The organism is Clostridioides sp. LIBA-6622 (assembly GCF_056716095.1).
Window position 1 is genome coordinate 625,421 of sequence record NZ_CP196998.1, and the last position, 18,194, is coordinate 643,614.

At 28.8% G+C, this 18,194-nt stretch carries 18 protein-coding genes; 13 read left to right on the forward strand and 5 right to left on the reverse strand.

Translation table 11 applies throughout. The features are described from left to right. The first annotated feature begins 31 nt into the window (after positions 1–31). Positions 32–646, forward strand: a complete 615-nt coding sequence (locus ACTG47_RS03160; RefSeq protein ID WP_479926073.1) for a TetR/AcrR family transcriptional regulator — start codon at positions 32–34, stop codon at positions 644–646. A 296-nt stretch (positions 647–942) separates the two neighbouring features. On the opposite strand, the gene ACTG47_RS03165 is transcribed toward ACTG47_RS03160, so the two are convergent. Next, complete coding sequence (locus ACTG47_RS03165) at positions 943–1,329, reverse strand: VOC family protein (protein WP_479926074.1); 387 nt, start codon at positions 1,327–1,329, stop codon at positions 943–945. A gap of 510 nt (positions 1,330–1,839) precedes the next feature. Between ACTG47_RS03165 and ACTG47_RS03170 the strand changes: the two genes are divergently transcribed. After that, the gene (locus tag ACTG47_RS03170) at positions 1,840–2,304 is read left to right on the forward strand and encodes a GyrI-like domain-containing protein (RefSeq protein ID WP_479926075.1); all 465 of its coding nucleotides are present in this window, start codon (positions 1,840–1,842) and stop codon (positions 2,302–2,304) included. A 174-nt stretch (positions 2,305–2,478) separates the two neighbouring features. Here ACTG47_RS03170 and ACTG47_RS03175 read toward each other — a convergent pair whose 3' ends face one another. Then, positions 2,479–2,913: a DUF3788 domain-containing protein gene (locus ACTG47_RS03175; protein WP_479926076.1), complete on the reverse strand. Its 435-nt coding sequence runs from the start codon at positions 2,911–2,913 to the stop codon at positions 2,479–2,481. Between the two features lie 469 nt (positions 2,914–3,382). Here ACTG47_RS03175 and ACTG47_RS03180 point away from each other — a divergent pair, with 469 nt between their 5' ends. The 7 genes from ACTG47_RS03180 to ACTG47_RS03210 all read left to right on the forward strand — a co-directional run bounded on the left by ACTG47_RS03180 (position 3,383) and on the right by ACTG47_RS03210 (position 10,999). Further along, positions 3,383–4,717: a phosphoadenosine phosphosulfate reductase gene (locus ACTG47_RS03180; RefSeq protein WP_479926077.1), complete on the forward strand. Its 1,335-nt coding sequence runs from the start codon at positions 3,383–3,385 to the stop codon at positions 4,715–4,717. After that, positions 4,714–5,241, forward strand: coding sequence for an IbrB-like domain-containing protein (locus ACTG47_RS03185; RefSeq protein WP_479926078.1), 528 nt, complete (start codon positions 4,714–4,716; stop codon positions 5,239–5,241). The genes ACTG47_RS03180 and ACTG47_RS03185 overlap by 4 nt, the downstream gene beginning before the upstream one ends. A 286-nt stretch (positions 5,242–5,527) precedes the next feature. After that, a complete protein-coding gene (locus ACTG47_RS03190; protein WP_479926079.1) occupies positions 5,528–5,866 on the forward strand; it encodes a winged helix-turn-helix transcriptional regulator in 339 nt (112 codons plus the stop codon). Continuing rightward, positions 5,859–7,094, forward strand: coding sequence for a beta-ketoacyl-ACP synthase II (gene fabF / locus ACTG47_RS03195; protein WP_479926080.1), 1,236 nt, complete (start codon positions 5,859–5,861; stop codon positions 7,092–7,094). The genes ACTG47_RS03190 and fabF overlap by 8 nt, the downstream gene beginning before the upstream one ends. A 232-nt stretch (positions 7,095–7,326) precedes the next feature. Then, on the forward strand, positions 7,327–8,901 hold the full coding sequence (locus ACTG47_RS03200) for a ClC family H(+)/Cl(-) exchange transporter (protein WP_479926081.1): 1,575 nt from the start codon (positions 7,327–7,329) through the stop codon (positions 8,899–8,901). Positions 8,902–9,535: 634 nt separating this feature from the next. Beyond that, a complete protein-coding gene (locus ACTG47_RS03205) occupies positions 9,536–10,177 on the forward strand; it encodes a CatA-like O-acetyltransferase (protein ID WP_479926082.1) in 642 nt (213 codons plus the stop codon). A 72-nt stretch (positions 10,178–10,249) separates the two neighbouring features. Continuing rightward, the gene (locus ACTG47_RS03210; RefSeq protein WP_479926083.1) at positions 10,250–10,999 is read left to right on the forward strand and encodes a GNAT family N-acetyltransferase; all 750 of its coding nucleotides are present in this window, start codon (positions 10,250–10,252) and stop codon (positions 10,997–10,999) included. Positions 11,000–11,080: 81 nt separating this feature from the next. Here ACTG47_RS03210 and ACTG47_RS03215 read toward each other — a convergent pair whose 3' ends face one another. Next, complete coding sequence (locus ACTG47_RS03215; protein ID WP_479926084.1) at positions 11,081–11,788, reverse strand: hypothetical protein; 708 nt, start codon at positions 11,786–11,788, stop codon at positions 11,081–11,083. 244 nt (positions 11,789–12,032) lie between these two features. On the opposite strand from ACTG47_RS03215, the gene ACTG47_RS03220 reads away from it, so the two are divergent. From ACTG47_RS03220 to ACTG47_RS03235, 4 genes are all read left to right on the forward strand, one after another. Then, on the forward strand, positions 12,033–13,043 hold the full coding sequence (locus ACTG47_RS03220) for a M56 family metallopeptidase (protein ID WP_479926085.1): 1,011 nt from the start codon (positions 12,033–12,035) through the stop codon (positions 13,041–13,043). 170 nt (positions 13,044–13,213) lie between these two features. Continuing rightward, positions 13,214–13,783 carry a GrpB family protein gene (locus tag ACTG47_RS03225; protein ID WP_479926086.1) on the forward strand — a complete coding sequence of 190 codons (570 nt, stop codon included), beginning with the start codon at positions 13,214–13,216 and terminating at the stop codon, positions 13,781–13,783. Positions 13,784–14,075: 292 nt separating this feature from the next. Further along, positions 14,076–14,453 (forward strand): BlaI/MecI/CopY family transcriptional regulator, encoded by a 378-nt coding sequence (locus ACTG47_RS03230; protein WP_227832233.1) that lies wholly within the window; start codon positions 14,076–14,078, stop codon positions 14,451–14,453. 12 nt (positions 14,454–14,465) lie between these two features. Further along, a complete protein-coding gene (locus ACTG47_RS03235; RefSeq protein ID WP_169466614.1) occupies positions 14,466–15,707 on the forward strand; it encodes a M56 family metallopeptidase in 1,242 nt (413 codons plus the stop codon). Positions 15,708–16,087: 380 nt separating this feature from the next. Here ACTG47_RS03235 and ACTG47_RS03240 read toward each other — a convergent pair whose 3' ends face one another. After that, positions 16,088–17,800: a M56 family metallopeptidase gene (locus ACTG47_RS03240; RefSeq protein WP_479926087.1), complete on the reverse strand. Its 1,713-nt coding sequence runs from the start codon at positions 17,798–17,800 to the stop codon at positions 16,088–16,090. Further along, positions 17,797–18,174: a BlaI/MecI/CopY family transcriptional regulator gene (locus tag ACTG47_RS03245; RefSeq protein ID WP_169466619.1), complete on the reverse strand. Its 378-nt coding sequence runs from the start codon at positions 18,172–18,174 to the stop codon at positions 17,797–17,799. The genes ACTG47_RS03240 and ACTG47_RS03245 overlap by 4 nt, the downstream gene beginning before the upstream one ends. Between the last annotated feature and the right edge of the window lie 20 nt (positions 18,175–18,194).

The window sequence follows — 18,194 nt, forward strand, 5'->3', positions numbered from 1 at the left end:
AAAAAATTTATATAGAATGAGGGAATAATTCATGAAAAAAACAACTATCGATAGAAGAACAATACGTACTAAAAAGATGATTAGGTCTGCTTTAGCCGAGTTAATAGATGAGAAAGGGTTTAACAATATATCAGTTACTGACTTAACTCAAAGGGCGGATATAAATAGAGGAACTTTCTATCTACATTATGTTGATAAATATGACTTGTTAGAGAAGATTGAAAATGAAATCATACAAGAAATTGAAGAAGAGACTAAGCATCTTGATTCAGTCAACATGTTGAATATAGATGCCTCGAATGAACCTCTTCCATTTATGGTAAAGCTTTTTGAATATTTTAGAAAAAATTCAGTAATTATTAAATCTATTTTAGGTCCTAAAGGTGACCCTACTTTTGAAAGAAAGATAAAAATATTTATTGAAACCAATTTATTTGAGAAACAAAAGCGTAAAAATTTTAATATAGATGAAGCAATAATTTCAGAAGAATATTTTATACAATATATACTTTCAGCAGACTTAGGTGTAATTCAACATTGGCTTGAAAAAGACATGGAAGAACCCCCAGAGGAAATGGCACTGATACTTGCTAGAATGTCGTTACTAGGTCCGTTAAGAGCAGTCGGTATTCGTAAAGAATTATAAATAAATCTTAGAGATAAGATAAATATAAGTTTTGATAATTTAAGTAGATGGTAGTTCATTTGCAGTTACTTTATTTAGAATACTTTATCTTGTTGCTTGTACATTGATAGTTAGAAGTACATGATAAATATATCAAGAAATAAAATATAGTTTACTGTGAAGAAGTTTCTATTTTCTTCTTTTATAGATATGAAAAAAGCCGTTAATATTGCTGGACTAACGGCTTACATTAAAGTATTAAATTTAAATTTGTCTTAGTTGCATTATATTTATTAGTTGTAGATTTTTTGTTTTGTCTATGTACTCAAATACCAAGTATACCCATACCTATCAAGTACTTCAGCACCGCCATCATTTTCATCTGGTGGTGGGTGAGGTAAAAATTTTTGCACAAGTGTACCACCCTCAGCAAGTTTTACAGATATTTCTTCAATAACTTCTCGAGATGGTAACACGACACAAATCGCCATGCCAGAAATTACAACAGGTTCCTCTGTATCTACACCCATTATACAACCATCATATTTTGTGAAAGTTACATTTGCGTGTATAATAGGGTTGTTTGGGTTGTCGTTTAGTCTTACAAACCGAGTTTTTCCACCTCCAAAAGCCTCAGCATAAAAGTTAAAAGCTTCTTCACAAGTATTATTAAATGTTAAGTATGGAGTTAATATGGTTAACATCTCCTTCCGTAGTGCAAAATATAAATAATTTATAGTTACAATTACTCTATAAATTAAGAATTACTAGCATTAGTATATCAGAAATACTGATAATAAAGAAGATAGTGTATGTTATTTTCTACTTTGATTCTGTTTTGATTTGTTTAGATGGTTATGAATAGGGTTCTTTAAGGTAATATCATCAACTTTGATGTTCTCAATTGATGACTCATAGTTTTAAATTTACCTTGCTAAATGCACAACTCCTTTGTACCTTCTATAATTGCCTTTCTCATAGGTGTAAGTTAATACTATATCATTCAACGATTTTCTAATTTATTCAGAAAAGTAAATGATAGCTATTTAAGGAGAATAGAGTAATAGTATAAATAATGGATAAATCTGTAGACTTATAATGAGCAACAAGAATATATGAGGATATACTCTTATAAAAATTGAATCGAGAAGTAGATAATGGTAAAATAAACTTAGAAAAACAATAATGCAGTTTATACGAATGGAGGTATTATAATGGATATTCAAAAATGTGAAAAAGTTTCCTTTTCCATTATCGGGAAGGAAGGTTCTACTGCCGATGGTGAAGGATTTATACAGAAACTTTGGGAAGATGCAAATTCCCACTTTGATGAAGTTGCTCATCTAGCTAAAAAGGATGATGCTGGAAATCTTTTAGGTGTATGGGGTGCAATGTCTGATTTTTCTCGTTCATTCAATCCATGGGAAAATGGATTTTCACATGGGTTGTACCTTGCTGGAGTAGAATGCTTAGATAATGCAGAGCCACCAATTGGTTGGACAAAGTGGACTGTTCCTAGTTATGAATACATCTATGTTGAAAATGTGGGTAAGGATACTTTCCAAACTGTCATTTTGCATCTACATGAAAATAATATTGCTCTTGCTGGTTCAGTACATGATTTTAATTGTCCTATAACTGGTAAAGGTTATATGTTTTTCCCAATACGCAAATTGTAAGCATGCTTCCATATGAAAGTAATAAATGTTTTAGTTATGGTAAGATTTATTATTATGCTATAAAAAATCAAATATAGATATACTAGTGGACAATATTGCTAAGGTGTTTTTATACTCCGATTTTTTAGAGCCGAAGGAAATATAGTATATCTAAAAAAAAATCAAAAATTAACTTTACTTAGGTGGAGTTTTTTTTGCTCGTATATACTGAATAATGTCGAGTAAGTCTGCATCTTCTAAAATACGATATTTAATCCAGCCTCCATTATCACCACAGGGATAACGATTTGCCCAGTATTCTTTAGCTTTTGGAGTCAAGGCAACTAGTATTTTTTCAACTGCTGGAACTTGTTTGTCACCTATCTGAATCATAACAGTAAAGGCCCCTTTTTCAAAAAAAGCATAGCATAAATGAAAAGATTTATGGCTATATTTGTAGCCCCAACCATAATTATTTCCAAAAGGGAATCTAAGTTCTTTTGATAAACTATATTGAGTTTCAAGATAAGTTTCTAACTTACATAAGCGTGTATACGCATCTTTACCTATGTATTTAATTATTTGAGATAAGCAAGGTGTATTGTCTTTTTCAAGCATACGTTCATACATTAGATTTCACTCCCTAAACATATAATTTGTAATTAGAATTAATATCCTTATGATAATTTTTATAGTGTAAGCTTAAGTCCTTGTTAAGTTTGTAAGTAAGCCGAGGACTATTTTTTATATACATTTTCATAAAGTATCTTATTTTTACTTTTAGTATAACAAAGTAACTATGACAATAGCTTGTCATGTTTTGTATGTATTACATATATAATATGTATAAAATATAAAGTAGTTAATATTAATAGTAATATTAATGGATAAAAAATATTATATTTATATTTGTTGGAAAATAATGTAAAAAAATGATAAAATAGAGTTTATAATAAAAAAGCAAAATTATATTATAATTATGTGTATTTGTTGGATTTGTGTATTTAAATACTGTAGAATTTATGTTAATTATCGCTAAAAAAGCATAATACTACGTTGTAAGGTTTTATAGACTTCTAATTGAAAGGGGAGAATTCAAATGGATAAGAGATACTTAAAATCCAATGTGTTTGAAGCTTTTCAAGATAGACTTTCTTATATTTTCAGTGAATTTGATTATATCTATGTATCTTTTAGTGGAGGAAAAGATAGTGGTTTATTATTAAATTTAGTCTTGGATTATAAGAGAAAGCATAATATAAGTTCCAAAATTGGAGTATTTCATCAAGATTTTGAAGCTCAATACAGTATGACAACTGAATATGTTGAAAAAACTTTTGAAGAGAATATTGAAGATATTGAGCCATATTGGGTGTGTTTACCGATGGCTACAAGGACAGCTGTAGGAAATTATGAGATGTTTTGGTATCCATGGGATGATGAGAAAGAAAAGTTATGGGTAAGAAAAATGCCAGTTAAAGAATACATAATAAATCAAGAAAATAACCCATTTGTCCATTATAAGTATAAGATGAGCCAAGAAAATTTGGCAAAACAATTTGGCAGGTGGATGAGAGATAAACATAAAGGTGCGAAAGTTGTTTGTTTATTAGGAACAAGAGCATCAGAATCATTACAACGCTATTGTGCTATTGTAAATAAACAACATGGATATAAAGGAAAGTGTTGGATAACAAATCAATTTAAAAATGTATGGACAGCATCTCCTATATATGATTGGGAGATAGAAGATGTTTGGCTGGCTAACTATAAGTTCAACTATGATTACAATAAAATTTATGATTTATTCTATAAAGCTGGGGTAGCTCCAAGAAAAATGAGAGTAGCTTCTCCTTTTAATGATTCAGCAAAGGATAGTCTAAATTTGTATAGGGTATTAGATCCAGATGTATGGATAAAATTGGTTGCTAGAGTGCAAGGAGTTAATTTTACTTCTATTTATGGAAAAACAAAAGCTATGGGATACCGAGGTATTACATTGCCAGATGGACATAGTTGGAAAAGTTTCACCAATTTTTTGCTTGGTACATTACCTGAAAATATAAGAAATAGTTATATTAAGAAATTTTCAACATCTATTGATTTTTGGCACAATACAGGAGGCGGTTTGCCAGGAAGTGTTATACATGAATTGATAATAAAAGGATATAAAATAGAATTAAATGGAGTTTCAAATCATACAAAAGATAAAAAAATTAGAGTTAAGTTTTTAGGTGATATACCTGATGATACAGACGATATAAAGTTTACCAAAGATATTCCAAGTTGGAAAAGAATGTGTTATTGTATTTTAAAAAATGACCATATGTGTAAGTTTATGGGATTTGGTCCAACAAAAGAGCAAAGAGTTAGAACAGAATATATTAAGAAAAAATATGAAAAAATTCATGAGATAGGAGTTAAGATGCTATGAAATATAAAAGTCCAGTATATGGAATCATCGCAGTGCCAATTGAAAAAATAGAATCTAACGACTATAATCCAAATACAGTAGCCCAACCAGAAATGCAGTTGTTATATAGGAGTATTAAAGAGGATGGGTATACAATGCCAATTGTTTGTTATTATAACCAGGAAAAAGATAAGTATATTATTGTAGATGGTTTTCATCGTTATAGAATAATGCTTGAAAATAAGGATATCTATGATAGAGAAAATGGGCTTCTCCCTGTTTCAGTAATTGATAAATCTCTTGATGAGAGAATGGCAAGTACTATTCGACATAATCGCGCAAGAGGTTCACATAACGTGGATTTAATGAGTACTATTATAACTGAACTTTGTGAAATTGGAAAATCTGATGAATGGATATCAAAGCATCTAGGTATGGAGATTGATGAAATTCTTAGATTAAAGCAAATAACTGGATTATCTTATTTGTTTAAGGATAAAGAGTTTAATAATTCATGGATTCCTTATGATTCTGATAATATATAAGAACATTAAAAGTATACATTAAAAATGAAGAGTTTTAAGTTTATATAAATATAGATAAAAGAATAGGAAAAATATCCTATTCTTTTTTTTAGTTGTATAAGCATTAAGAATATATATAAATAGTAGGAGTTAAAGTTATGCGTGAAGCATGATTTTTATAATACAATCAGATTAAAATATCAAAAACTTCAAAATTAAAATATGTCAACTTGACATAATAATTGTGATAGAATATAATACTTACTAAAAGTAAGCATATGATTTTGAGCTAATTAAGGAGGAGAATATGGAAAAATATTTACCTGCTTGTCCAGTAGAAATAACACTACAAATGATAGGTGATAAATGGAAGTTTTTAATATTAAGAGAATTAATAAGAGGCAAAAAGCGTTTTGGTGAATTAAGCAAATCAATTGATAGTATAAGCCAGAAAATGTTGTCTCAAAACCTAAAAAGCATGGAAGAAGATGGTCTAGTGCATCGTGAGGTATACGAACAATTTCCTCCTAAAGTTGAATATTCTTTAACTGAATTAGGGATGACTTTGAGACCTATATTAGTTTCTTTGTTTGAATGGGGTAATATGTATAAAGAGTATAGTGAAAAGGAGAGTAAAGATGAATAGAGTAGTAATCACTGGGATTGGAATAGTATCCCCTATAGGAAATAATATTGAAGAATTTTGGAGTAATGTAAAAGCAGGTAATCATGGTATACAGATGATTGATAGATTTGATACTAAAGATTTACCTGTAAAAGTAGCAGGTCAAGTAAAAGACTTTAATCCTTTATTATCATTTTCTAAGAAGGAAGTTAGACATAATGACTTGTATTGCCAATATGCAGTTGAAGCTACAAGGCAGGCTATCTCTGACTGTGGAACTGATTTTAAGGAATTGGACCCTTATCGTATAGGAGTTATAGTTGGTAGTGGTATAGGTGGAATAAATACTTTGGAAAGCGAATATGGAAAATTTATTGATAAGGGAAGTAGACGAGTTTCACCATTTACAATACCAATGTTAATATCAAATATGGCAGCTGGAACTATTGCTATTAAATATGGATTTAAGGGAATTAACTATGCTTTAGTATCTGCTTGTGCGACATCTACTCATACAATAGGGGAAGCATTTGAGGCTATTAAATGTGGAAGATTAGATGTCTGTGTAGCTGGTGGTTCTGAAGCAGCTATAACTGAATTTACGTTAGCTGGATTCAATAATATGAAAGCATTGAGTAATAGCAACGACCCTGACAGAGCTTCAATTCCTTTTGATAAAGATAGAAATGGATTTGTCATGGGTGAAGGAGGAGCTATTTTAATATTAGAAAGTTTAGAAAATGCAAAGAAAAGAAATGCAAAGATTTATGCAGAGGTAATTGGGTATGGTGCTACAGAAGATGCGTATCATATTACTAGTCCAGACCCTACAGGAGAAGCAGCTTGTCAGGCTATTTTGATTGCATGTAATGAGGGTGGAATTAATCCAAGTGAGATTGATTATATTAATGCTCATGGCACTTCTACTCCAATTAATGATAAATACGAGACGAATGCAATAAAACTAGCGTTAAAAGATTCAGCTAATGATGTGCTTATAAGTTCTACAAAGTCAATGACAGGACATTTGTTGGGAGCAGCAGGAGCATTGGAAGCAATAGTTTGTGTAAAAGCTATAGACGATAATTTTGTTCCTATGACTGTAGGTTATAAAAATTTTGATCCAGATTGCGATTTAAATTATGTTGTTAATGGTGGAATTGAAAAAGAAGTAAAATATACTATGTCTAATTCATTAGGCTTTGGAGGACATAATGCTACTATTTGTATAAAGAAATTTGAGGAATAGTAGTAGGAATAAGCAAAATTAAAATAAGACTTTCCTTTATTTTTCCAAAAATGTATTGTATTATTGATTCAGTAGTAAATACAATGAAATCACATATCAATAATCATCTAGTATGTATCATTTAGTTATATTTATTAAATATAAAGAGTAAATAATAAAGGTTATATATTTAGTGGATTAAGGACTATATTTATTGATATTGTACAGAATTATTGGGAGAAGGAGGAAAAGTATGAAAAAGGATACGTCTCATGTTATCAAACGGGCAGAGAACTTTCAGGTAATTTTAATTGGAGAAGGACTGATGGTTGGTGTTGTGGCTGGTTTGATTGTACTTTTATATAGGATACTTTTAGGGCAGGCTGGTATCTGGCTTAGTCAAATTTTAACGTTTGTAGAAGGTTCCGCAATAAAAATAATAGCTTGGTTTGCAGTGCTTGCACTACTTGCTTGGATTGTATCAAAGCTTGTGGACTTAGAGCCAATGATTTCTGGAAGTGGTATTCCTCAGCTAGAGGGAGAAATGACAGGAAAAATCAAGCAGGTATGGTGGCGTGTGTTGCCAACCAAATTTATTGGAGGATTTTTGGCACTTATGGGTGGTCTTGCATTAGGAAGAGAAGGTCCTTCTATTCAGCTTGGAGCTATGGCAGGGAAAGGTCTTTCTAGAGCACTTGATAGAGGTAAGACAGAGGAAAAATTTCTGTTAACCTGTGGGGCAAGTGCTGGATTGTCAGCAGCATTTCATGCACCATTAGCAGGAGTTATGTTTTCACTTGAAGAAGTCCATAAGAACTTTTCAGTGTCTGTTTTAATTTCTGTGATGACAGCATCTTTGACAGCAGATTATATCTCAGCTAATTTCCTAGGGATGGAGTCTGTGTTTCAGTTTGACATTGGGAATGTATTGCCACAGAATTATTATGGATTGATAGTGATTCTAGGTGTGATTCTAGGAGTTATGGGAGCATTTTATAACTGGTTTACCTTATATGTACAGTCTTTATATAAAAAGATTCCTAAAGTTGGTACATTTGGGAAACTGTTGATTCCATTTAGTATGGCTGGTATTCTTGGACTTATGATGCCTCAAGTGCTAGGAAGTGGGCACAATTTGGTGGAGTCACTTACAAGTCACGAATATGTTTTTGGAATGGTTGTTTTGATTTTTGTCGTACGCTTTATATTTTCAGCTGTTAGTTTTGGGTCAGGGGCACCTGGGGGCATCTTTTTTCCATTGCTTGTGTTAGGTGCATTTATAGGTGGAATATTTGGAATGATAGGTGTTAAGGTTTTTGGAATGAACCCAGATTATATAAATAACTTTGTTCTTTTGGCTATGGCAGGATATTTTACAGCTATTGTACGTGCACCTTTGACTGGTATTATATTAATTTTTGAAATGACAGGTTCTGTTAGCCAAATGCTTTCACTTTCTATAATTTCGATTGTAGCATATATTGTAGCTACTCTTATGAAATCAAAACCTATTTATGAAAGTCTTTTGGAGCAATTACTTGAGAAAAATGGAGAACCTGCTCCTAGAGAGAGGGGAGAAAAGATACTAGACCAATTTTCAGTTATGTTTGGTTCTCCTGTTGCAAACAAAAAAATTCAGGATATACAATGGCCAGAGAATTGTCTTTTGGTAGCTATTCAAAGAGGTGGAGAGGAGATTATTCCTAGAGGAAAAACTATTCTTAAGCCAAGTGATATAATTGTGACCATGACAGATGAGAGAGACAGTGGTGTTGTGTATGATAGGATGGAAAGTTTGTGTAAAGAGAATACATCACATATTTTGTAGATAAGTGATGATATTGGATTGGGTAAATAGTTAATAGTTGATAATTGAGTGATTGATAAGAGAAAATAAAAGTATGACATTTTAGATGTAAATAGTTTGGTAAAATAAATTAATGGATATATTTGTTAATGAGATTATATGGACTAATTGTATATTTATATTATGTGGAAAGTTATAATAGTTGTATGAGAAGGAGTGCAGAGAGATACTTAATAATTGAGTATCTCTTTTTAATTGCTATAACACAACATATGATTTAATTTTCGATTGATTATCTACTTATTAATAGATGAGTTGTAGAGGGGATGTTTAGAAGCAATGCTCTATCATTATTTAAAAGACATGGGTTAATAGGTATCTTTATAAAATTTTAAAAGAAATGATAATACTTAAACCTCATGTTATAATTATAAATAAAAATTGGAATTAAGTAAGCAAGACTAGTGACCATTTCTGAATTATAGTTTAAGAAAATGTAGAGTTCAATAATTTTGAATTTTGGGAGGTGACTTTATGAAACTTTGTATTGCTATATCTCCATGCAGGGCTTAATGGAATAGACTTGTATGGAGCAATATGCTATCCAAATAGCCTTGCATTTTACTGGAAATTTAAAATGTAAAGGAGAATTGATATGAAATATAATTATACAAAAATTGATTTGAATGAATGGAGTAGAGGGAAACTGTTTAAATTCTACATTGATAATATGCGTATTGTTATGAGCCTAACAGTTGACATTGATGTAACAAAATTAATTGATTTTACAAAGAGCAACAACTTGAAGTTTTATCCCTCAATGATATGGACTGTATCAAAAATCGTCAATGCACATGATGAATTTAAGTATAGCTGGGACAGTGATGGCAATTTGATAAAATGGGAATATATTTCCCCATCTTATGTTGACTTTCACAAGGAAGATGAAAATTTTACAAAATTAGTTACATCTTTTTCAGATGATTTATTTAAATTTCATAAAATATTTATGATTGATAAATTGGAATGTCAAAATAATCGTGCTATTGTAGAAAATCAGCCTCCAAACTTTTTTGATGTATCTTGCCTGCCCTGGATAAAATACAAACATTTTGATGTTCATATTTTTGATGAGGGAAAATTCCTTGCCCCAGTAATAACTTGGGGAAAATATGAGATGGAGCATGGAAACTATATTATGCCCCTTACAATGAATATTCATCACGCTGTTGCCGATGGTTTTCATTTATCTCGATTTTTTAACGAAGTGCAAGAATTGATAAATTCTTTAAATTGATTGTATGTAAAATAGTAAATTACAGTTTATTGAACTGAAAAAAATAAATTTGGAAAAAAGGAAGATTTAAATATGTGTGATGAATTTGTAAACTTGACATCAGAAAATCTTGTCGATGAACATTTGTGTTGTATTATCCGTACAAGAAAGCTACATCAAGGTATTGAAGCAAAAAAGCAATGGATTTCTGAACGATTGAAAGAAGGGCATACTTTTAGAAAATTAAATGTCAAGGGTACTGTATTTATTGAGTATGCACCTCTTGAGACTGCATGGGTTCCGATTACTGGTGATAACTATTATTATGTCTATTGCTTGTGGGTATTAGGTGATTATAAAGGAAAAGGATATGCGAAGTCATTAATGGAGTATTGTGTGGCAGATGCTAAAGAAAATGGTAAATCTGGTGTTTGTATGCTTGGAGCTAAAAAACAAAAAGCATGGCTTTCAGACCAATCATTTGCGAAAAAGTTTGGATTCGAGGTCGTCGATACTACTGATAATGGATATGAGCTACTTGCACTTTCTTTTGATGGAACAACACCAACATTCAATCAAAATGCAAAATCATGTGAAATCGAGAGTGAGGAACTAACTATTTATTATGATATGCAATGTCCATTTATCTATCAAAATATTGAAAGATTAAGAGAGTATTGCACAACACATGATGTTCCAGCTTCATTTATTCAAATAGACACATTACAAAAATCAAAGGAATTACCCTGTGTTTTTAATAACTTCGCATTATTTTACAAGGGGAAGTTTGAAACAGTAAATTTGATAGATGTTGCGTATTTGAAAAAAACATTAAAGAAATGATGAGAATAATATTTTATATTGGTGTGATGGCGGAAATCTTTAGATTTTCCGCCATACTTGTGTGCAGACAGGTAGCTGCTTCTAATTAATGTTTAAATTATTTTCCCAAATTTTTATTTCTTTTTTAATTTTTGTACTTAGAGTGTCACTTGAATACATCTTTTTTAATTCATTATTTAAAGATTCTTTTTGTTTGTCTGAAAAATCTGACTTTATTGAAGGGTCAACAATTTCTATTACATCTCTGATATCAAAATCAACAAAATTACACACATCTTCTAAATTATGAATTAAAAATTCTACATATTCATATGTACCAATTTTATAATCTTTTCCATTTTTCAATATAAATTCATTAACTTGATAACTCTGATTTGCTACTTTAAAGAAAGAGCCTGAAGGGTCCATTATATCGTTTATAGAGTTTTGATAGTTAACAATATTAATTTGTCTTATCAGCTTATCCTTTTCAGTAAAATCGCTATAATTTTTGTCAACAAAAGCAACTAGTCCAAATTCAAAATTTAAAATTGAATCTTTACGTCTTTTAACTGAATCTTCACCAAACTTCTTGAGACCCTCTAAATTCTTATCAATAGCTTTATCTCTAATTTCTATTAATTGCTCTATACTTAAACTGTCTAAATTTTTAGGTACTATTTCTTCATTATTTTTGGAAACTTCTTTTGATTTATAATTAGTGTTTTTGTTAGTGAAAATAAGAATAGTAGTTAATAAAATTAGAGTTATTACCAAAATAATCAAAAGTATAATTTTTTTGTTTAACATATTAAAGCTCCTTTTTTATAAATTTATCTTATATAGTGTTAGTTATAGATTTTGTTTTATAAAATGTGAATTAAATTTAAGTATTATTTATTTTAGCAAGAGTTATATATAATTATAACGTACAAGTAAGAGATTTCTAGACATTTATAGTATAATTTTTTAGTAAGCTAAGTATTTTACAGATAAGATTGACTTATATTGACATATTTAGTTATTCTAGATTTAAAAGAAGAGAGGTGGCTATATGAATTTGATTTTGAATGATATTCTTAGGACTGTTGTATTAAGTGATTTATGTATAGTTATCCTATTGAGTTTTAGAATGACTATATTTAAAAGATTTAGCAAAAGATTTAATTATTATATTTGGTTGATTGTGATTATTAAGTTATTACTACCATTTACATACTATACTTTTACATTTAATAGGAGGGAATATCTATATACTATTAATAAGGTATATTTAGAAAATTTTAATACTATCTTTACCTCGAAAAATAGTATTTTATTATTTATTTGGATTGCCAGTATAATAATATATTTAGTTTATATTAGTTGTAAATATATTAAGATTAAAATTTTGATAAATGATTTATCTTATGATGTGGAGGATAAAGAGATAAAAAGTCTTTATGAGAATTTATTAAAGGAGCTTAGTATAAATAAAAAGATACAACTTAAATATTCCTATGAAGTTGAAACTCCAGTGTTTTTTAATTCAAGTGTCATTTTACCACCATATGATTATACATTAAAAGAGCTAGATTGGATATTTAGGCATGAGCTTATGCATTTTAAGAGTAAAGACCTTTATATTAAGTATTTGGTGCTATTTTTAAAATGTGTTTATTGGTTTAATCCTTTTATATATATAATGGAGAAGTTTATAGATTTAGATTGTGAATTTTATTGTGATGAAAGGGTTTTAAAGAACTGTACTGTAGAGGAAAGACAGGATTATGCGCTTACTATAATAAGTGCGATGAGGAAAGGTTCAAGTTATTCAAATAATTTTGTAGCTGGTTTACATAAGGAGTCAGATATTAGAAAAAGAGTGTCTAATATGTTTAATGAAAGATGTAGAAATGGTGTTTTGATGGTGGTAATTTTATGTTTGTTATCTTCTATTACATATTTTAGATTTGATACAATCTGTTATAATCCATTGACTTATCCAATGCATAAACAGTCACCTATTGAAAATAGAGCTAACTCAAAACCAACATATGAGTTTAATATTCATGTAGATGATTAATATATAAAATTAGTCATATAAAGAGGTTTTAGGCATATAAAATTTATAATCAGTTTTTATAGTATTTTAGTGGTATAATACATTATTATCTATAAAGGTGTTAATTAGAGTAATCGAATAGATAGATTAAGTATTTAAAATAATTAGTTTATAAGGAGAAAGATTGATTTATGAGAAAGCAATTGGAAGATATGACTTTAGAGGAATTATGGCAGTTGTTCCCAATAGTTTTGACTGACCATAAGGAATGTTGGAAAGATTGGTTTAAAGAAGAAGAATGTAGATTAACTAAGGTATTACCTATGCAAAATATTGTTAGAATAAGTCATATTGGAAGTACTTCTGTAAGTACAATCTATGCCAAGCCAATTGTTGATATACTTATTGAGATAATGAATAATTGTAGTATGAAAGAGATTAAAAAGTTAATTGAATCAATGGGATATGTTTGTATGTCTGAGAGTAGCAGCAGAGTTTCACTTAATAAAGGATATACAATAGATGGTTTTGAAGAACGAGTTTTTCATTTGCATATAAGGTATGCAGGTGATAATGATGAGTTGTTTTTTAGAGATTATTTAATTGATAATCCAAGCATCGCTAAGGAGTATGAAGAAATTAAGTTAAAACTATGGAAGAAGTATGAGCATAATCGTGATGCTTATACAGATAGTAAGTCAGATTTTATTAAAGAATTTACTGAAAAAGCAAAAGTATTGTATTCTAATAGGTATAGTTAGAAATATATTTATATATTTTTATTAGGTTACTTATTGGTTTTTAATACGAGTAAGTTATATAAAGATAGAAAAGTTAAGTTTATTAAATTGTATGAAGTTACATAAAAAGGGATATTAGATTGATTATATTATATGAATTGAAATAAAAAAAGGCAGTAGTATTGATTGCCTTTTTTTATTTTTGAGAAGTATAGAGGAAAAACAGAACTTTTTTACTTCATACCTTTGTATTAATATAATATTTATAGATTGACTTTTAGACAAATGTCTAATAAAATAAATTTAAAGGTGTGTGATTATATTGAAAAAAATACCAAAGTCTGAATTGTTAGTTATGAATTTTATCTGGGATAAAGATATGGATAAGATACCTGCAAGAGAAGTAGCTCATTTTATGGAAGATTATCATGAATGGACAAAAGGGACTACAGGAAAAGTTCTTTCTCGATTGAGCGACAAAGGGTTTTTAGAGTTTGAAAAAGATGGTAGAAATACTGTGTATACTGTTAAGATTAAGCGTGAAGAGTATTTGAAGTTTGAAACAAAAGATTTCTTTGAATTTATGCATAAGAATTCTATTCATAGCTTTATTTCATCACTAGGTTGTGAAACTGAGATATCAGATGACGATATAAAAGAACTTGAAAAATGGATAAAAAAAAGAAAGTAGGAGAAGTATCTTATGGAACTTTTTATCGAGATTTTAAAATTAAATATTTATATAAGTGTACCAATTCTTTTGTTTATTTTACTTACTAAAAAAGTAAATAGATATGGTTATAAGTTTTATCATTTAATATGTATATTAATAGTATTTAGAATGTTATTTATATCTAAAATAAATTTAAATATATTGGCTATCAACAGTAACATAATTAAGAGTTATAAACACAGTATTGATAGTTATATATCATATGGTTATAGTATTAATCTAGATGTATTTATGTATATTTGGATACTAGGTATTATATTAATATCTTTTTATTATTTAAAAGACAATTTAAAATTTTATAGCTATGTGGAAAATTTGCAAGAAGAAGTTTTAGATGCAGATATTATTAATGTTTTAGATGAACAAGTAAAAAAATTAAATATGAATAGAAGATTTAAAGTATATAGAGTTAAAGGAATTTATTCTCCTGCCATTATAGGATTAAGAGATTATAAAATAATAATTCCAGAAAAAGAATACAGTAGTAAAGAATTAAACTTTATATTTAGACATGAATTAGTTCATTATAAAAGAAAAGATAATTTGTTTAAAGTTATGGTTAGTTTTGTATGTACAATATACTGGTTTAATCCAATTTTTTATCTATTAAAAAAACAATTTAATGAATTATGTGAATTATCTTGTGATGAAATTGTAATTGATGAATATACTTCAAGTGAAATCGAAGAATATGCATATCTAATATTAGATACAATAAAGTATAAAAAAACATTAAAATATTCAACATGTGTATCTCAGTTTCGAAATGAAAAAAATATTATTTTAAAAAAGAGGTTGAATAATATCTTTAGTAAAGATAAAAAGAAAATTAAATTAGGTTTTAAGTTTTTATTAACTTTTATAATAGTTGGGTCTATGTTTTCTATCAATGCTAATTCTGAACAAAATGGAGATATATTGGGAAATACTGCTGGTAAGATTAGCTATAATAAAAATGGAGAGGCATATGGTATATCTATAACAGATTCAAAGGGAGCTTTAGTTGAGCCAGAACTTATACAAGCAGTAGGAGTAGGAAAGAAAGTAGGGTATGTAAGAAAAAGAGATTTGTACGATTGTGATAATCAACCAAAAACACCAGAAGAAGCCGTTTTATATACAAGAAAAAGAAGTTTTAATATATTTAAAAAAAGTATACCTCTTTATGATAAAGAAGGTGTGAAAACTATAGGAAGATTTAAAGTTGATTAAAAGAAAAAAGGAGATGTCTTAAAGAAAAAGTTTTAACATCTCCTTTTTTGTATAAAAAGTAAAAAATGAGTTCATAAGAATCTATTTTTTATGTATATTAGAAATTTATAGGATATTTGCCTATAATAGTTTTTGAATATTTATTATAAATATCTATACTCTTATATATTCCATTAAACTTTGCTATTTAAGAATTAGTATTTTTTAACTAATATTTCATTAGTATTGATTTTTAGACTTATATAATATATTAATTCAATTTGCTCATAATGAGATGTTTTGAATGTTATTAATTAAAAAATCTATTATTATCATAGTATCTAACTCTTTTTTTTCTTAAATTATAACAATTATTGATAAAATATTTCTGACATAAAATTTTACTTAAATTCAACATCAGTATATCCTGTTAGAGTAATAGCAATTTGAGTTACTTCAGTGCCTTTTTTATACTTAAATCCAGTATCTGTCTTAGTAAAATAATTAGGATAAACAAGTAAATCATATATTAAGAAGTTTTTATCTGTAGCTGTTAGGGAAATCTTGCTATTATCATACTTATTTTTTGAAGTAAATTGAATTCCTGCATTAGCAGCGTTAATATTTATTACATCTGTACAATTATTTGGCAAATTATAACTAAAATCACCATTACGAACTTTGACATTCATAACACGTTTTACATCTGGTACATAAAGCTTAACAAAGTCTGTTTTACCCATTAATGAAACTTTTCCAGATATACGAACAATCCATTTACCATTCTCTTTTGTAATATGAACATCATAGTATTCACCATCATAGCTAGCTTTTATTTCGTTGGAAGAGGAAGGAAGTATCTCCACACCACCATTATAAATATCAAAAGACATATCGAGATTTTTTATATTGTTTGGCAATTTACCACTACTAGAAATGTCGAGATTCTTTGTATTGTCTGTTGATTTATTGTTGTTTTCCTGTGTTCCTGAATTCGAGTTGTTATTAGTAGAGTTAGAATTTATATTTTTGTTGTTATCAACTGGGATTTGTGGTACTGTATATGCTCCAATAGCCGTTGCTCCAACTGTAAATAAAACAGTTATTATAAGAGTAAAAAAGACTACTAAACTTGATTTTTTTCTAAAGTTCATAATCGCACCCAACCTTTCTTTTAGTAATTTCTTGCTTTCACTCAGAGTGACAGAAGCAAGGGACTCTTTATATTTTCCAACAGTTGCTATAGAGTTTAGCAGAGTCTTTCCATAGTCTTGCACATTACTCGAATCTAGTTTTTTGATAATTGCTTCATCACATGCAAACTCACATGCTTTATTAATTTCTTTTCCCATAAAATATACAAGAGGGTTGAACCAGTGTAAGCAAACTGTAATTTGTACTAGCCATTTATAGAACATATCCAATCGATGATAATGTGTAAGTTCATGTAGAATAATATACTGAAAATCTTTTTCTGCAATATCAACCTTTGGTAGTACAATACATGGTCGGAAAAATCCAATTAGTAATGGAGAAGAAATAAGGGGATTGATGCAAAGTTCTATAGCTCTTTTTATTTTTATTTGACCTCCAATAATTGCAAGTCTGTCTAATAGTTCTGTGTCTGAAATAGGAACTTGTCCAGCTTTTATGTATCGCACGAAGCTTTGATAAATTGTTACTTTTCTTACGAATAGGATAAGAGCAATTATCAACCAAATTATCCAAATATTATTTGCTAATAAGGTAATTATGTCCTGTATTGCATGGTTACTAGTAGATAGTTTTGTTTTATTTATATTTCTTTGATTGTTTTGCTCATTGTTTATAGTTTGGGTATTTTTGTCATCATTCAAAATAGATTGATTTTGTTGTGTGGGTAGATATTTTTCAGTATGATATGTAGTATTGTCGAATGTCTGAAAAATAGTTCCCATCAAGTTTGTTTCTGGTGTAAATGGTAATAGTAGTCTCATAATGACAATTAGCCAGATATAATACTGCCATTGCCTGCTTATCTTGTCTTTAAAAATTTGCTTGAGTAAAAAAAGAATTAGAATAAGCAGTGAACCAGAAAGGGACATTGATAAGAATACCTTTAAGATATTGTTCATTTATCTTTCCCCCCTTCCAAAAGTTCCTTTAATTCATCATATTCTTCATCAGTTAGCAAATCACTTTGAATTAAATTAGAGACAAGACCTTTTACATTTCCTTCATAGATTTTATCAAGTAGTTTTTTTGTTTGGCTTGTCTGATATTCTGATTCTGATATAAGGGGAGTGTATTCATTTCGGCGTCCTAATTTTTTTGCTTTTAGATACCCTTTATCCATAAGTCGAGCTAAGAGTGTTATTAGTGTGTTTTTTTGCCATGTTTTACCTATTGATGTTAACTCATCTAAAAGAAATGCAAAAAGTACTGGTTCATCATGTGACCAAATAATTTTCATAATTTCAAGCTCAGCATCTGATAATTGTTGAATCACCTAAATCTACCTCCTTTTGT

What these genes read in the sequence shown, in the direction of transcription:
- ACTG47_RS03205 (WP_479926082.1), top strand. Translation starts at nt 9,536, where the DNA reads ATGAAATATAATTATACAAAAATTGATTTGAATGAATGGAGTAGAGGG.
- ACTG47_RS03190 (WP_479926079.1), top strand. Translation starts at nt 5,528, where the DNA reads ATGGAAAAATATTTACCTGCTTGTCCAGTAGAAATAACACTACAAATG.
- ACTG47_RS03175 (WP_479926076.1), bottom strand. Translation starts at nt 2,913, where the DNA reads ATGTATGAACGTATGCTTGAAAAAGACAATACACCTTGCTTATCTCAA.
- ACTG47_RS03225 (WP_479926086.1), top strand. Translation starts at nt 13,214, where the DNA reads ATGAGAAAGCAATTGGAAGATATGACTTTAGAGGAATTATGGCAGTTG.
- ACTG47_RS03185 (WP_479926078.1), top strand. Translation starts at nt 4,714, where the DNA reads ATGAAATATAAAAGTCCAGTATATGGAATCATCGCAGTGCCAATTGAA.
- ACTG47_RS03215 (WP_479926084.1), bottom strand. Translation starts at nt 11,788, where the DNA reads ATGTTAAACAAAAAAATTATACTTTTGATTATTTTGGTAATAACTCTA.
- ACTG47_RS03165 (WP_479926074.1), bottom strand. Translation starts at nt 1,329, where the DNA reads ATGTTAACCATATTAACTCCATACTTAACATTTAATAATACTTGTGAA.
- ACTG47_RS03220 (WP_479926085.1), top strand. Translation starts at nt 12,033, where the DNA reads ATGAATTTGATTTTGAATGATATTCTTAGGACTGTTGTATTAAGTGAT.
- ACTG47_RS03210 (WP_479926083.1), top strand. Translation starts at nt 10,250, where the DNA reads ATGTGTGATGAATTTGTAAACTTGACATCAGAAAATCTTGTCGATGAA.
- ACTG47_RS03180 (WP_479926077.1), top strand. Translation starts at nt 3,383, where the DNA reads ATGGATAAGAGATACTTAAAATCCAATGTGTTTGAAGCTTTTCAAGAT.
- ACTG47_RS03240 (WP_479926087.1), bottom strand. Translation starts at nt 17,800, where the DNA reads ATGAACAATATCTTAAAGGTATTCTTATCAATGTCCCTTTCTGGTTCA.
- ACTG47_RS03160 (WP_479926073.1), top strand. Translation starts at nt 32, where the DNA reads ATGAAAAAAACAACTATCGATAGAAGAACAATACGTACTAAAAAGATG.
- ACTG47_RS03200 (WP_479926081.1), top strand. Translation starts at nt 7,327, where the DNA reads ATGAAAAAGGATACGTCTCATGTTATCAAACGGGCAGAGAACTTTCAG.
- ACTG47_RS03170 (WP_479926075.1), top strand. Translation starts at nt 1,840, where the DNA reads ATGGATATTCAAAAATGTGAAAAAGTTTCCTTTTCCATTATCGGGAAG.
- ACTG47_RS03235 (WP_169466614.1), top strand. Translation starts at nt 14,466, where the DNA reads ATGGAACTTTTTATCGAGATTTTAAAATTAAATATTTATATAAGTGTA.
- fabF (WP_479926080.1), top strand. Translation starts at nt 5,859, where the DNA reads ATGAATAGAGTAGTAATCACTGGGATTGGAATAGTATCCCCTATAGGA.